Source organism: Shewanella sp. GXUN23E, from assembly GCF_050865035.1.
Lineage (GTDB): Bacteria > Pseudomonadota > Gammaproteobacteria > Enterobacterales > Shewanellaceae > Shewanella.
In genome coordinates this window covers 46,475-60,444 of sequence record NZ_JBOZWP010000014.1, presented here as the reverse complement: position 1 = coordinate 60,444, position 13,970 = coordinate 46,475, and the positions used below count along the sequence as shown (strand labels likewise).

General features: G+C 55.3%; 12 protein-coding genes. 4 read left to right on the top strand and 8 right to left on the bottom strand.

The features are described from left to right. Nucleotides 1–214 precede the first annotated feature (214 nt). Nucleotides 215–1,198 (top strand): diguanylate cyclase, encoded by a 984-nt coding sequence (locus tag ACRRUX_RS13055; protein WP_432530994.1) that lies wholly within the window; start codon nt 215–217, stop codon nt 1,196–1,198. A 118-nt stretch (nt 1,199–1,316) separates the two neighbouring features. On the opposite strand, the gene ACRRUX_RS13050 is transcribed toward ACRRUX_RS13055, so the two are convergent. The 6 genes from ACRRUX_RS13050 to argS all read right to left on the bottom strand — a co-directional run bounded on the left by ACRRUX_RS13050 (nt 1,317) and on the right by argS (nt 8,813). Continuing rightward, nucleotides 1,317–3,125: a tectonin domain-containing protein gene (locus tag ACRRUX_RS13050; RefSeq protein ID WP_432530992.1), complete on the bottom strand. Its 1,809-nt coding sequence runs from the start codon at nt 3,123–3,125 to the stop codon at nt 1,317–1,319. Nucleotides 3,126–3,606: 481 nt separating this feature from the next. Continuing rightward, nucleotides 3,607–4,209, bottom strand: coding sequence for a histidine phosphatase family protein (locus ACRRUX_RS13045; protein ID WP_432530990.1), 603 nt, complete (start codon nt 4,207–4,209; stop codon nt 3,607–3,609). A 205-nt stretch (nt 4,210–4,414) separates the two neighbouring features. Continuing rightward, nucleotides 4,415–5,746, bottom strand: a complete 1,332-nt coding sequence (gene hslU / locus ACRRUX_RS13040) for an HslU--HslV peptidase ATPase subunit (protein ID WP_432530988.1) — start codon at nt 5,744–5,746, stop codon at nt 4,415–4,417. 24 nt (nt 5,747–5,770) lie between these two features. After that, complete coding sequence (hslV, locus tag ACRRUX_RS13035; protein ID WP_432530986.1) at nt 5,771–6,295, bottom strand: ATP-dependent protease subunit HslV; 525 nt, start codon at nt 6,293–6,295, stop codon at nt 5,771–5,773. A 172-nt stretch (nt 6,296–6,467) separates the two neighbouring features. Continuing rightward, complete coding sequence (locus tag ACRRUX_RS13030; RefSeq protein WP_432530984.1) at nt 6,468–7,046, bottom strand: SPOR domain-containing protein; 579 nt, start codon at nt 7,044–7,046, stop codon at nt 6,468–6,470. Between the two features lie 3 nt (nt 7,047–7,049). After that, nucleotides 7,050–8,813, bottom strand: coding sequence for an arginine--tRNA ligase (gene argS / locus ACRRUX_RS13025; RefSeq protein ID WP_432530982.1), 1,764 nt, complete (start codon nt 8,811–8,813; stop codon nt 7,050–7,052). 382 nt (nt 8,814–9,195) lie between these two features. On the opposite strand from argS, the gene ACRRUX_RS13020 reads away from it, so the two are divergent. From ACRRUX_RS13020 to ACRRUX_RS13010, 3 genes are all read left to right on the top strand, one after another. Beyond that, the gene (locus ACRRUX_RS13020) at nt 9,196–9,564 is read left to right on the top strand and encodes a hypothetical protein (RefSeq protein ID WP_432530980.1); all 369 of its coding nucleotides are present in this window, start codon (nt 9,196–9,198) and stop codon (nt 9,562–9,564) included. A gap of 59 nt (nt 9,565–9,623) precedes the next feature. Beyond that, on the top strand, nt 9,624–10,274 hold the full coding sequence (locus tag ACRRUX_RS13015) for a DedA family protein (RefSeq protein WP_432530978.1): 651 nt from the start codon (nt 9,624–9,626) through the stop codon (nt 10,272–10,274). Nucleotides 10,275–10,533: 259 nt separating this feature from the next. After that, a complete protein-coding gene (locus tag ACRRUX_RS13010) occupies nt 10,534–11,196 on the top strand; it encodes a DedA family protein (RefSeq protein WP_432530976.1) in 663 nt (220 codons plus the stop codon). 173 nt (nt 11,197–11,369) lie between these two features. Here ACRRUX_RS13010 and ACRRUX_RS13005 read toward each other — a convergent pair whose 3' ends face one another. Both ACRRUX_RS13005 and priA read right to left on the bottom strand, forming a co-directional pair. Further along, nucleotides 11,370–11,546, bottom strand: a complete 177-nt coding sequence (locus ACRRUX_RS13005) for a hypothetical protein (RefSeq protein WP_432530974.1) — start codon at nt 11,544–11,546, stop codon at nt 11,370–11,372. A 179-nt stretch (nt 11,547–11,725) separates the two neighbouring features. Next, complete coding sequence (gene priA / locus ACRRUX_RS13000) at nt 11,726–13,918, bottom strand: primosomal protein N' (RefSeq protein ID WP_432530972.1); 2,193 nt, start codon at nt 13,916–13,918, stop codon at nt 11,726–11,728. Nucleotides 13,919–13,970 lie beyond the last annotated feature (52 nt).

The window sequence follows — 13,970 nt, the reverse complement described above, 5'->3', positions numbered from 1 at the left end:
CAGTTTTCTGTCCCTCTCTTCCTTCAAACCTCACTTCCAATACCTCATTTTATCCGCCAGCAACCTTACTACAGGCTCCATCTCGCTTTTAAAGTTGAATTTATTTCGTTTAAAAACAGTTGGTTAAAAATCAAGATTGCCGGAAGGTACAAGATATAGTGGCGTCATACACTGGGCTTGCCAATTCGGGAAAGTGTGCGACAGGGAGCCGGGCATGAGTGTACTAAACGCCAAATATAACAAGATAACCACAGCCAATGTGACGCCATTTCGCCCCAGATTAAATCATCTGAGGAGCGGTGATTTTGGGGTAAGCCCGCTGCAGAATGAACTCACCCAGTTGCTGGCTCAGATGCAGGATGCCAAGGTGCTGGTGGACAGGGATGGCAAAGTATTGAGTGTCAATCTGGCGGCCGCTGCGCTATTGGGCGATTCCTGTGAAGCATTTCCCGGCGGGTATTGGCAAGCCTGGCTACCGGCGCCTTTCGATGCGGAATACCAGAGCATGATGGTACGCCGGGATGGCGTTGTGATGCCTCATCAACATGGTCCGCGGGAAATCATGCTCAAGCAGGTGTGCGGCGGCTCGCTGCCAGTGTTTTTGTCAGTGTCCTGTATCGGCGAGCTGTTTGTGTTATCACTGCAGGATTTGAGTGAGCAGAAACGGGCGCTGGCGCAGATGTCACTGCTGGCGAGTACTGATCCGCTCACTGGCCTGGCCAATCGGCGGACATTTGATGAAGCCCTGCAATCCCATTGGCAGGAGTGTATGGCCGATGGGCTGCCCATCAGCACTTTGATCATCGATGTTGATTATTTCAAGTCTTTCAATGATATGCATGGGCATATTCAGGGTGACAAGTGTCTCAAACGGATTGCCCGCATTATCGCCGGTGAGTTGCCCAATCACCAGTCACTGGCGGCCCGCTACGGTGGCGAAGAATTTGCGTTGATCCTGCCTGATTGCAGCGAAAGCCAGGCAAGAGAAGTTGCCGAGCGGATCCGCGCCCGGGTGCGCGCACTGGAGTTTGGTTTGTATGGCTTGCCGGTTGAGACCATGGTCAGCGTCAGTCAGGGCATAGCCACCGAGCAGGGTGATAACTTCCCCACCCCGGTTGCCATGCTGTGCTGTGCCGATACCGCCTTGTATCGCTCCAAAAAAGAGGGTCGCGATCGTATTACCAGTTGTCCCTGTTAATCATCCCTGAGAGACAGTTTACGCCTCGTTGCGTATTGCCACGGCCGTCCGGGGAAGTGTGTTGACTTGCGCCGGACGGCTATTTTTTTTGGGTAAGTAGCGGCATCTGCCAGTGTGATTAACGGGCGGATACTGTGCTCATCTGTCCCACTGACTGCCAGCTGTTGCCCTTGCGGCGATAAACCGTATTGTTGCTGTTGACGCCCCACACATTGCCTGCGGTACCCGCTGAAATCTGTTTCAGAGAGCCACCGATTTGGCTCCAGCTTGAGCCATTCCAGCGCCAGATGGTGTCGTCAGATGCAATTCCCCATACCTCAGTGCCATCATCGTTGACAGACACCTGTTTTAAACCTCCTGGGGCCAGCGACCAGGCACCGCTGGCGGTACGTCTGAATACACGATTGCTGGAGGTGGTTGCCCACAGTTGACCATCATCTGTGGTATCCACTGTGGTCAGCTTTTCGCCTGCGTTGAGTGTTGGTCTGGTCAGGCTGGTCCAGCTGCCGTTATCCCGGTTGCGCTGGTACAGATTGCCACTGCTGTTGACGCCAACAACCCGGCCTTTGCCTGCCACCTGAATATGGGTCAGGGCGCCTGATATCGACTGCCAGTTTGCATGTTGACTGGGGCGGAACCAGATACCGCCATTGGCTATGCCCCAGGCTTCACCGCTGCTGGTGGAAGAGAGTTGATCCAGTGCCCCGGAATTATGTACCCAGCCAGCACCCGACAATTCATGACGGGTATACACATAACGGTTGGTGTAGGTTGCATCGGCAGGCCGGAATTTATTTTTCAACTGTGCCTGATAGGGATGAAATTCTTCCTGTCGCTGGGCGATGACTGCATCGGTACAGCCAGTTTTGTTGAAGTAATTGCTGCAGTCCCATTCCATGGGGATTTCAACGGCAATAGCGCCCCAGTCAATGGCATTTTGCATTGCCCCCTTCAGCTCGTTGAGTCCAAAGTAGTTGGCCGAGTCGCTTTTAAACACATTGGTCTGGAAATACACAGGATCGCCCGCCTGAGCCACTTCGTACAGCAGTTGGTTGATGGAGCCGTCGTTGTTGACTTCATCATGACGCAGACTGTTGTTGCCCAGAATACAGCGCTTGCCCAACCAGGAATCCGAACGGCAATAGTCGAACAGTTCACGGGTTTTGGTGGTATCACTGGATTTACTGCCATTGCTGTAGTCATACACCTGATACAGGTGGCTGCCAAACAGGGTCGGGGTGTTTTGCCACTTGTTGGCGTGGATGCGGACCTGACGTTTCAGGCAGGCCATATCCCGTTCGTTGGTGTAGCGCTTATCGGTTCCCAGGGCCCGCATGGCTGCCATGTTGGTGGCACGAACCTCATCACGTCCGGTACGGTTCCACATGATTTCGGTATGGACCGTCATACACATGGAGGCGGCCACGCCACCAACCACGTTATTGTCATCATAACGATTGGCGGCTGCAGTCATCAGATCGGCGTAGTGGTCCTGATAGGCCTTGACCCAAAATAACGGTAAATCAAAGGTTTGATTGGCAGAAGTATCTTTAAAATACCAGGTGATTTTGCCGATTTCCGGATCGTTCTTAACCCAGTCCGGTGCATAGATGCCGGTGCGGATACGGATCATCACCTTGTAACCGTCTTTGTTGGACAGGCCCCGTGCTGCGTTGAACTCCTCGGCAGTGGTGATGGCATCGTCGATCACGTCCCAGTGGAATTCACCTTTGACCGGTTCGATATCTCGCCAGAAAACCTGACAGTAACCGGCAGCCATGTTGCCTCGGGGGGCTTCGCATTGGTTGCCATCGTATTTACCTCTCATGATAAGCCCGGCAGGATAGGGCTTGATTTCGGCTTGCACTGCGCTGGCGAATCCGGCCAGCAACAGGAGTGACGCAAGTGCTTTGTAGTACTTTTTCATGGTCGTCCTCCAGACCTGTGGGTAAGGAAGGTAGAACATGTCCGTGGTGGCAGGGCTGGCTGCATCCGGCCGGCGAAGCTCAGTCGCCATTGGGCACATGATGACGCCATAGACTGCTTCTGGTTATTCCCTGTTATCGCCCGGAAAATGTTTTCCGGGGTGGTTGCCGTTTGCCTGGGGCAGGTTTGCTGAATTGAGCTTCAACAGCGCCGTTGACCCTGGCACAGGACCTGTTCTTCCTGGGGTTGCCTCACAATTTCATGAAGCTGGGTAACGGCACAACGACGAATTTCTGACACCGCATCGACCATATATATTATAAATATGATCAAAAAGTAAACACTTTGATTAATTTTTTGTGCTCAATAAATCTGCAGCATCAAGGATGTGGCTGTCAGTAATTACTCACATTTAAACGGCATTGCTGGTTTATACGTTTTTTCAAAGCATTGCACCGCATGGGACCAGAGTGTTGAGCCTGTCACTGTGATACCGGATGACGGCTCAGTTGCTGTTGGCTGTACAGGTAAAAGGCATCCTGCGGCCTGTCCAGTTGCCACATGGCGGCATCAGTCAGTCCACCGAGCTTGCCTCTGAGGATCTGGCCGGTCAGGCCGTGGGAGATCAGTATGATTTTTTGGGGAGTGGCAGGATCGGCAAGCCAGCTCTCAAGCCGTGCTTTGATGGCCTCAAGGGACTCGGCATTGGGCGCCTGTAAATACCAGTCAGCCCGCCCGGTAAGCTGTGGATGTGCCGCCATGATGTCATTAATGGCCTGCTGCTCCCAGTCTCCCAGCCGGGCTTCCATCACCCGCTCATCGGTTTGAATAGCGCTGTCATCCAGCCCCAGGCCTTCACATACCCGTTGTGCCGTTTGTATGGCGCGCCCAAGCGGGCTGGCGATCACCTGCCATTGCTGCGCAGTTTCCCCACTTTGCTGCAGATGCCGATACAGCGCCCTGCCAAGTGCCAGCGCCTGGGATTCCCCAAGGGCAGTCAGTGCCGAGTTGCAGTGGCCCTGCAGGCGACCTTCGGCGTTAAACCGGGTTTGACCGTGGCGCAGAATATAAATTTGTTTGTTCATAGGTTGGGGCATAGCTTAACAGGGGAGAGCAGAGTAACTGCTGCCCAGCAAGAGCTCAATGGCAACACCTTGAAATGCTATCAATCTCAAACAGCACACAGCAAAAAGCCGGGGACGATTCCCCGGCTTTTCTGCCAGTCACTCAGTTCCGTATGAGCTGACCGATGGGTTTCCCGCGCTAACAGGAACAAACTTTACGCAGTGATTAGAGCACGAAGCGGCTCAAATCCTCGTCCTGCACCAGATTATCCAGGTGGGCGTTGACATAGTCCGCATCGATCACAAAGGTGCTGCCGGACTTATCTGAAGCTTCGAAGGAGATATCTTCCATCAAGCGCTCCATCACGGTATGCAGACGACGGGCACCGATATTTTCTGTGCGCTCGTTCACCTGCCAGGCGGCCTGGGCAATGCGGTCAATACCTGACTGGGCGAACTCAATGGTGACACCTTCAGTGGCCATCAGCGCCACATACTGCTCGGTCAGCGAGGCGTGTGGCTCGGTCAGAATGCGTTTGAAGTCCTCGGCGCTCAGGGCATCCAGTTCCACCCGGATAGGCAGACGACCCTGCAGCTCAGGGATCAGATCCGATGGCTTGGCCATCTGGAACGCACCTGAAGCGATAAACAGGATGTGGTCAGTTTTCACCATGCCGTGCTTGGTGTTGACTGTGCAGCCTTCCACCAAAGGCAGCAGATCGCGCTGTACCCCTTCGCGGGACACGTCAGGGCCTGAGGTTTCGCCGCGCTTACAGATCTTGTCGATCTCATCCAGGAACACAATGCCGTGCTGCTCCACCAGTTCGATCGCCTGCTCTTTCAGATCTTCCTGATTCACCAGCTTGGCTGCTTCCTCTTCGACCAGTTGCTTCTGGGCATCTTTGATCTTCATCTTCTTGCGCTTGCTGGCACCCTGGCCCATGTTCTGGAACAGGCTCTGCAGCTGGCTGGTCATCTCTTCCATACCGGGTGGTGACATGATCTCCACGCCCATCTGTGGCGCAGCGATATCGATTTCAATCTCTTTGTCATCCAGCTGACCTTCGCGCAGTTTCTTGCGGAAGATCTGGCGGGTATTGGACTGACTTTCGCTCTGGCTGTCGTTGTCCCAGTCATTCTTTGGCTTGGGCAGCAGTGCATCCAGAATACGTTCCTCAGCGGCTTCTTCGGCGCGGCTGCGGCATTTGACCATCTGCTCTTCACGGGTCAGCTTGATGGCGACGTCGGTCAGATCGCGGATGATGGTTTCCACTTCTTTACCCACATAGCCCACTTCGGTGAACTTGGTGGCTTCCACCTTGATAAACGGCGCTTTGGCCAGCTTGGCCAGACGACGGGCAATTTCGGTTTTACCCACGCCGGTAGGGCCTATCATCAGGATGTTCTTGGGGGTCACTTCCTGACGCAGTCCGGCATCCAGCTGCATGCGGCGCCAGCGGTTACGCAGCGCGATGGCGACAGAGCGTTTGGCTTTCTGTTGACCGATAATGTGGGCGTCCAGCTCATGGACAATCTCGCGGGGGGTCATTTCAGACATGATTACATCCTCAACGCTCTGTCTTCAGTAAGACAGTTCTTCAATGGTTTTGAATTGGTTGGTGTAGACACAGATATCACCGGCTATGGTCAGCGCTTTTTCAGCGATCTCGCGGGCGCTCAGCTCTGTGTTCTCAATCAGTGCCAGGGCGGCGGCCTGGGCATAGTTACCGCCTGAGCCAATGGCCAGCAGATCGTGCTCTGGCTGTACCACATCACCGTTACCTGTGATGATCAGCGAGCTTTCATGGTCGGCCACGACCAGCATGGCTTCGAGCTTGCGCAGGGCGCGATCGGAGCGCCAGTCTTTGGCCAGCTCTACGGCTGAGCGCAGCAGATGACCCTGGTGCATCTCCAGCTTGGCTTCAAAGCGTTCAAACAGGGTGAAAGCATCGGCGGTGCCACCGGCAAATCCGGCCAATACTTTGTTGTTGTAAAGACGACGAACTTTTCTGGCGTTGCCTTTCATCACAGTGTTGCCCAGGGACACCTGGCCATCACCGGCGATAACCACGTGGTTGTTACGACGTACAGATACGATTGTGGTCACGATAGGATCCTCTTCAGTTGCCAGTAAAACGGCGTTGAGAAGGATATGGGGACAGTCTTTGGGGAATACAAGGGGAAAAGTGATTTGTTACCGCGAGCGCTTGCGCCTGTGCACAAAAATCAGCCCCGCGTGATGCGGGGCTGAAAAGCAATTCCAGAGTGGAATAAGTGAGTTAGCCTTCCCACAGCCAGATCTGGCAACCATTGATACCGGCCCGTTGCAGCACATGGCGCTGACGCTCGGCGGCACGCTTGGTGTCGTAGGGACCCAGCACCACCTTGTACCAGGTACCGCTGCTGCCCTGAACCTGACGCACATGGGCTTCGAGCCCCTGAAAGGCGATCATCGCCTTGAGCTCATCGGCCTGGGATTTCACCCTGAACGATGCGCACTGCATCTGGTAGGGGCGACTGGGAGCCTGAGGCTGCTGGGGCAAATCCACCACCACCTCTTTGTTTTCCAGCTCAGTCTGATAGGTCCATTCATCCTTGGGCTTGGGCGGCAGGGCATCCGGGTCCTTTTTCGGTGCCGGTTTAGGCTTGGGCGCAGGCGTTTCGACCTGGCTGGCGGGTGCCGAATCCGAACTCCCGTAGATGCTCCACAAAAAGTAACCAAAGCTGGCCAGCCCGAAAACCACTATCGCCGCCAACACCACCGGGAAGCGCCGGGCGGGCGCTGCCTTGGTGCTCTTGCGGGTGGTGCGGGGCTTGGCTGGACTGCGAGGTTTACGATTGGCGTAGTCCCGGGTCATGGATTACATGCGCTCCAGAGTCTCGATGCCCAGCAGATCAAGACCCTGCTTGAGGGTCTTGGCGGTCAGCTGGCTCAGCAGCAGACGGCTGTGCTTCTGCGCTTCTGTTTCGGCATTCAGCACAGGGCAGGCTTCGTAGAAGCTGGAGAACGCACCGGCCAGTTCAAACAGGTAGCCACACAGTACATGTGGGTGACCTTTGCTGACCATGCGACTGAGGATTTCGCCAAACTGTGCCAGCTTGTTACCCAGATCTTTCTCTTTGTCATGCTCCAGACTGATGCTGGCGCCGGACAGCTTGGCGACTAACATTTCATCTTGGCCTTCCGCACGCTTGAAAATACCGGCGACACGGGTGTAAGCGTACAGCAGGTATGGTGCTGTGTTGCCTTCAAAGCTCAGCATCTGCTCGAAGCTGAAGATATAGTCACTGGCGCGGTTCTTGGACAGATCGGCGTATTTTACTGAGCTGGTACCCACGACTTTGGCGATGTGGGCCAGTTCCTGCTCATCCATGTCTGGATTCTTGCTGCGTACCAGTTCCAGCGCGCGGCTGTTGGCTTCATCCAGCAGATCCACCAGTTTCACTACGCCGCCGGAACGGGTCTTGAAGGGACGGCCGTCTTCACCGTTCATGGTGCCGAAGCCCAGGTGCTCCAGACTCATGGATTCAGGGGCGAAACCTGCGGTCTTGGCCAGCGAGAATACCTGCTGGAAGTGCAGCGCCTGACGCAGATCCACAAAGTACAGGGCGCGATCGGCGTGCAGCACGTTGGCGCGGTAGCGGATAGCGGCCAGATCCGTGGTGGCATACAGGTAACCGCCGTCGGCTTTCTGAATGATCACCGGCAGAGGCTCGCCTTCCTTGTTACGGAATTCATCCTGGAACACCACTTTGGCGCCGTTGCTTTCAGACAGCAGGCCTTTGGCATCCAGATCTTTGACCACCTGCGCCAGATCGTCATTGTAAGCCGACTCACCGTGAACATCGGCCTTGGTCAGGCTGACACCCAGACGCTGGTAAATATCCAGACAGTGGCTCAGGGAGATGTCGTTGAACTCTTTCCACAGTTTCAGGCAGTAAGCATCGCCGGACTGCAGCTCTACCACCAGGTGACGGGCGCGAGTGGCAAAGTCGGCAGACTCATCGAAGCGCAGCTTGGCGGCGCGGTAAAAGGTTTCCAGATCTGACAGTTCCAGCTCCGCCTGCTCGCCTTTCTCGGCCTGCAGCTCTTCCATATAGGCCAGCAGCATGCCGAACTGGGTACCCCAGTCACCAACGTGGTTCTGGCGGATCACCTTGTGACCCAGGAATTCCAGGGCGCGGGCACAGGCGTCACCAATAATGGTGGAGCGCAGGTGACCAACATGCATCTCTTTGGCCAGGTTAGGGGAGGAGTAGTCAACCACTACCGTCTGGGCGGCAGGCAGTGCCAGACCCAGTTTGTCATCGGCCAGCGCCGCCATCAGTTGATTGGCCAGCGCGTTTTCGTCGATGAAGAAGTTGATAAAACCAGGGCCGGCGATTTCAACTTTGGCCACATGGCTGGACGTTGGCAGATTGTCGATCAGCAGCTGCGCCAGTTCGCGTGGGTTCTTGCCGGCGGCTTTGGTCATCATCATGGCCAAATTGGTTGCCAGATCTCCGTGGCTCTTATCCTTGGTTCGATCCACCTGGATTCGCGGCGCAAAATCAGCCGGTACAATACCTTGCTGTTTCAGGGAATCGACAGTTTGTTCGAGTAACGATTGGATATGTGATTTCATGGCGTAGTTTTACCGACAACTTATGGCTTGATAATTGTGGAAAGCGTCAACAGGTCCTGTTCGGAACTGCTCCGGACTGGTTACACTTTCCTTACCGAATAACCGCTCATTCTAACGGTTAGTGGCGAACAAATGCTATCTCTGACATGAATTTTTATTGTACTGATGTGCATAGCGCTGTATTCGCGGGCCGCTGACTTACAGAAACGACAAACCGTGGAAGACTGTCACAATTGGAAGTGGATTGTTATGCGCGTGGGGGGATTCCATTAAATTAGCGGCAAAGCGCTTCAGCCTGCGCCGCTTTTGCGTTTCAAAGCTTGCGTTTTCATTGGCTTGCCAGTAAAAAATCGACTCATCCCTTCAGGTATTGTCCGGACTGATGTTACGTCCTTTGTTTCTAGGCTGCTCATTATTGCTGTTGCTGGCGGTGCTGTTAACGGCGCAGGCCGGCGTATTGTCAGGCCTGCGAGGCGCCAGTGTGACCGCGCCTGCGGCCGAGACACTGCAACTGCGGCTGACGCCAGAGACTCACGTAACTCTGGCGCCCAAACGACACTGGCTTGGCAATATCGCCGGAGGCCTGGCGCTGCCTTCTCCCTTACCTCTGATGTTATTGCTGTTGCCGGTTGTGATGACTGCGTCCGCCCACCTGCGCTGGCCACGGGATTATCTGAGATTCAGTAGTCTCAGGCTGGGAGGATGGCAGGAGTTGAATCTGCAATTCAGGTTTATCCAGTCACGCCAATGACAGACGGCTTCTTTAGTTTGATTCGCTGACTTCTGCCTGTTTGTAATTCGGAGCTTAACATGCTGGACTCCATCTATACCGTGCTGGCTGCCCTGTGGCACCAGGACTTCAATGCGCTGCTGACCCCAGGCAGTGCGACCCTTATCTATCTGTGCGTCGGAACTCTGATTTTTCTTGAGAGTGGCTTTATTCCCGCTGCTCCATTTCCCTGTGATTCAGTGGTGGTGCTGTCCGGCACATTGGCTGCGGTGGGCGTTATTGATCCACTGTTGATGCTGATATTGCTTATTGTCTGCGCAGCAGTGGGCAGCTGGATGGCCTATTTGCAGGGGCGTTGGCTCAATCGTTTGCCTATAGTCCAGCGCTGGGTGGACTCTGTATCGTCTGAGAAACTGCAGCTGGTCGACCGCTTACTTGGCCGCCATGGACTGGTGGCGCTGTTTTGCGCCCGTTTTGTGCCTGTGGTGCGTTCGCTGTTGCCGCTGATGATGGGCATGCGGGTCAAAGAAGCGCCCAGGTTCCACTATTTTTCCTGGCTCAGCGCCATGCTTTGGACTGTACTGCTGGTGGGCTTGGGATATCTGCTGCCATCGTTACCAGAGCCTATCAGCAAGACTGTGACCATGGGGTTGATGGCGGCGCCGGTGATCACCTTCTGCGTGGCTGTGACCAGCTGGATTGCCCTGAAACTGCGTCGCCGGTTTCGTTAAGCGGCGCCTCTGCTCGCCCGGGATTTGCCGGTATGTGGCGTCCTGCAATGCCAGATTAACAATTAATCTTGATACTAAGGTGCATACAGCCGCCGCTGTCTGCGCTTTGGCTGCTGTTTTTATCGGCAAACATTGCCATAAATTCATTAAATGTCGCACCGGGATGCGCGTGATTGGGTGTATCCTTTAGCCTCGCGCTGCCTGGTGGCAGTGCCTTTGGCGTGAGCCACTTTCCCGTGTTTTATCATCGGAGTAAAAGATGTTGGACTCCCTGCAAACCGTCTTATCAGCCCTTTGGCATCAGGACTTTACCACCCTGATGGCGCCCGGGAGTGCGCTGCTGATCTACCTGTGTGTCGGTACCCTTATTTTGCTGGAAAGTGGTTTTATTCCAGCTGCGCCTTTGCCCTGTGATTCAGTGGTGATCCTCTCTGGTACCCTGGGTGCTGTGGGAGTGGTTGATCCGCTGCTGATGCTGAGCATTATCATTGTCGCCGCAGCGCTGGGCAGCTGGCTGGCCAATCTGCAGGGCAAATGGCTCAACCGCCTGCCGCTGGTGCAGCGCTGGGTCGATTCCGTGCCTTCGGACAAGCTGCAAACGGTCGACAAGCTGCTGAGGCGCCATGGGCTGGTCGCGCTGTTTACCGCCCGTTTCATTCCTGTGGTGCGTTCATTGTTGCCACTCATGATGGGAATGCGTCTGCAACGTCGGCGGGCTTTCCAGTATTTTGCCTGGTTCAGTGCCTTTATCTGGGGCTGTTTGCTGGTAGGATTGGGATACCTGTTGCCGTCGCTGCCGGAAAATGTCAGCAGAGTGGTGACCATGATCCTGATGGCGGCCCCTGTGATTACCCTGTGTCTGGCGGTCAGCAGTTGGCTGATTTACAAGTTCAGAGGCAGATCCAAAAAGAAGTCAGCTTAGCCACGCAAAGGAGAGCACAAGTGTGTTTTGCGGTCGTGGATAACACCAAAAGCGCCCCCGGGCGCTTTTTTATTTTCGTTAGCGGGTGTAAAGGCCCGTGCCACTGGAAGAGCGAACAGGAGCTGGCTTTTACTCAGTGTCGTGCAGCTGCGGCAACGGGGATTCGCAGCAACTTATTTTTCCGGTAATTGCTTTATACGCTGGAAAAACAGGTAACCGCCGAGCATACCGACCACCGCGGTGGCCAGTCTTGGAACCGACAGTTCACCATAACCAAACATAAATCCAATCTGATACATACCGGCAATCATGGTCAACAGCCCCAGGATTGTGGGCAGCCAAAACTTCATTGTTTCCATTCTTCACCTTCTGCGAAGCAGACATCTCATCAGGTTAAAGCTAGCATCTCATCGGTATCGCCGAAAGTGATGATTTATATAACGAATATCAGTAATTCATTATGTTCAAACGACTGGTTTGTGCTGGCTTGGCAGGAGCCTGAAGCGGTCAATTCCACCGGCTGATTGGTTCAGAGCAAATCCTGAGGATCCCGGTCAATACTCCAGCGGCATTTTCTGGCGCTGGCGAGCGAGTCAACCTGAGCCAGCATACGCTCAGTTTCCTGCTGCAATCGGCCTCTGTCTTTGGCCTGGAACATCAGCTGACGGCGGAATTTACCGGCTTTCCTGTCCAGTGGCGCCGGCATCGGGCCAATGACTTCAAAGTCCTTGTCTCTGGGGAGCATGGCGGCCATTTGCGATAAGAACTCATCGGCATCCTGAGGATTGTGGGCTTCAGAGCGCACCAGCACCATATGCCAGGCCGGGGGCAGCAGTGCCTGTTGTCGCTCCTGTAGTTGGCTGCGGGCAAACTCGCCATAGCCGCGCTGCATCAGATCTCTCAATACCGGGTTGTCGCCCTGATGGGTTTGCAGCAGCACAGTGCCGGGTTTGGCCGCCCGTCCGGCTCGCCCCGCTACCTGAGTATACAGCTGGCCAAAGCGCTCCGGTGCGCGAAAGTCGGCACTGAACAGGGCGCCATCCACATCCAGCAGACCCACCAGAGTCACATCCGGGAAGTGGTGGCCCTTGGCCAGCATTTGGGTGCCCACCAGAATCTTGTACTCGCCGCGATGAATGGCATTCAGATGCTCCTCCAGCGAGCCTTTGAGGCGGGTGGTATCGCGATCGATACGTACTACAGGATGTTTGGGGAAGAGCTTTTCCAGCACAGAGGCCAATTGCTCGGTGCCCACTCCCTGACCGGCCAGCATGGTGCTGCCGCAATTGTGGCATTGGCGCGGGATGGGATACTGGTTGCCACAGTGATGGCAGCAGATCTCGCCCAGCTGTTGGTGCAGGGTAAAGAAGGCATCACAGCGATCGCACTCGTGCAGATGACCGCATTCATGGCACAGTAGCGCCGGTGCGAATCCGCGGCGGTTGAGAAACAGCAGCACCTGATTACCGGCATCCAGATGCAGCTGCATCTCATTGATCAGCGGCTGTGACAGACCGGCGGTCAGCGGCTGGCTGCGGATGTCGATGATGCCCTGACGCACATTCTGCGCGGCGCCGGCACGCTTGCTCAGGGTCAGATGACGGTAACGGCCACTGAGTGCATTGTTCAGGGTTTCCAGCGAGGGGGTAGCACTGCCGAGGATCACCGGAATGCCTTCCAGATGACCGCGCATCACCGCCAGATCCCGGGCGTGATAACCCACGCCTTCCTGTTGTTTAAAGCTGGCATCATGCTCTTCATCGAGAATGATGATGCCGGGGTATTTCATCGGGGTGAACAGTGCCGAGCGGGTGCCTATGATGATGGCGGCTTCGCCACAACGGGCATCGCGCCAGGCATTGAGGCGGGCATTGTCGGTCAGCCCTGAGTGGATGACGGCAACTTTGACCCGAAAACGGCGGCGGAAACGGTTGATGGTTTGCGGCGTCAGGCCAATTTCCGGCACCAGGATCAGCGCCTGTCGGCCCTGTTTGAGGTGATGCTCGAGTGTTGCCAGATAAACCTCAGTTTTGCCCGATCCGGTAATCCCCTCCAGCAGGGTGCAGCTGAAATTGTCGGCCTGGGTCATGGCGGCGACTGCCACAGCCTGCTCTTTGTTGAGTTTGTGGGGCTCCTCATCCATTTGCAGCTGCTGACGCCAGCTTAGATCCGGATTCTGCTGCAGTTGATGTTTCACTACCCATCCTTTATCGACCAATGCCTTGAGCCCGGCTTTACTCAGCTCCAGCGCATTGAACTCTTCATCTGTCAGGTGGGATTTGGCCAGTTCAAGCAGGATTTTTTGCTGCGCCGGGGCTCGTTTCAGCGACGCCGGCTCTGCAGCTTTACCCGCCTCTGTCAGCTGCAGTTGGGTGATGGATTCTCGCCGGGCATCCGCACCTTTGCGCAACGCCGCCGGGATAGCCTGACTGAGCATCTGTCCGTGGCTGCAGAAGTAGTAACGGGCGGCCCACTGGGTCAGTTTATACAGCGGCTCAGGTAACAGGGCTTCGTTGTCGAGTAACTCGCTGATAGACTTGATTTGTTTTGGGGCGAGGTCGCATTGCTCAGTGATGCCGCTGACCAGCCCGATAAGCTGTTGTCTGCCAAAGGGAACCCTGACTCTTGCGCCGATGGCCGGGGTGGGGAAATGTTCCGGCAGACGGTAACTGAAATCGCGTCTTAACGGGACCGGCAGGGCGACTTCTACAAACAGGGGCATATGGGCGTAAATTCATGACAGGATGGCAGCTTAGTTTACCCTAAGGGAATGA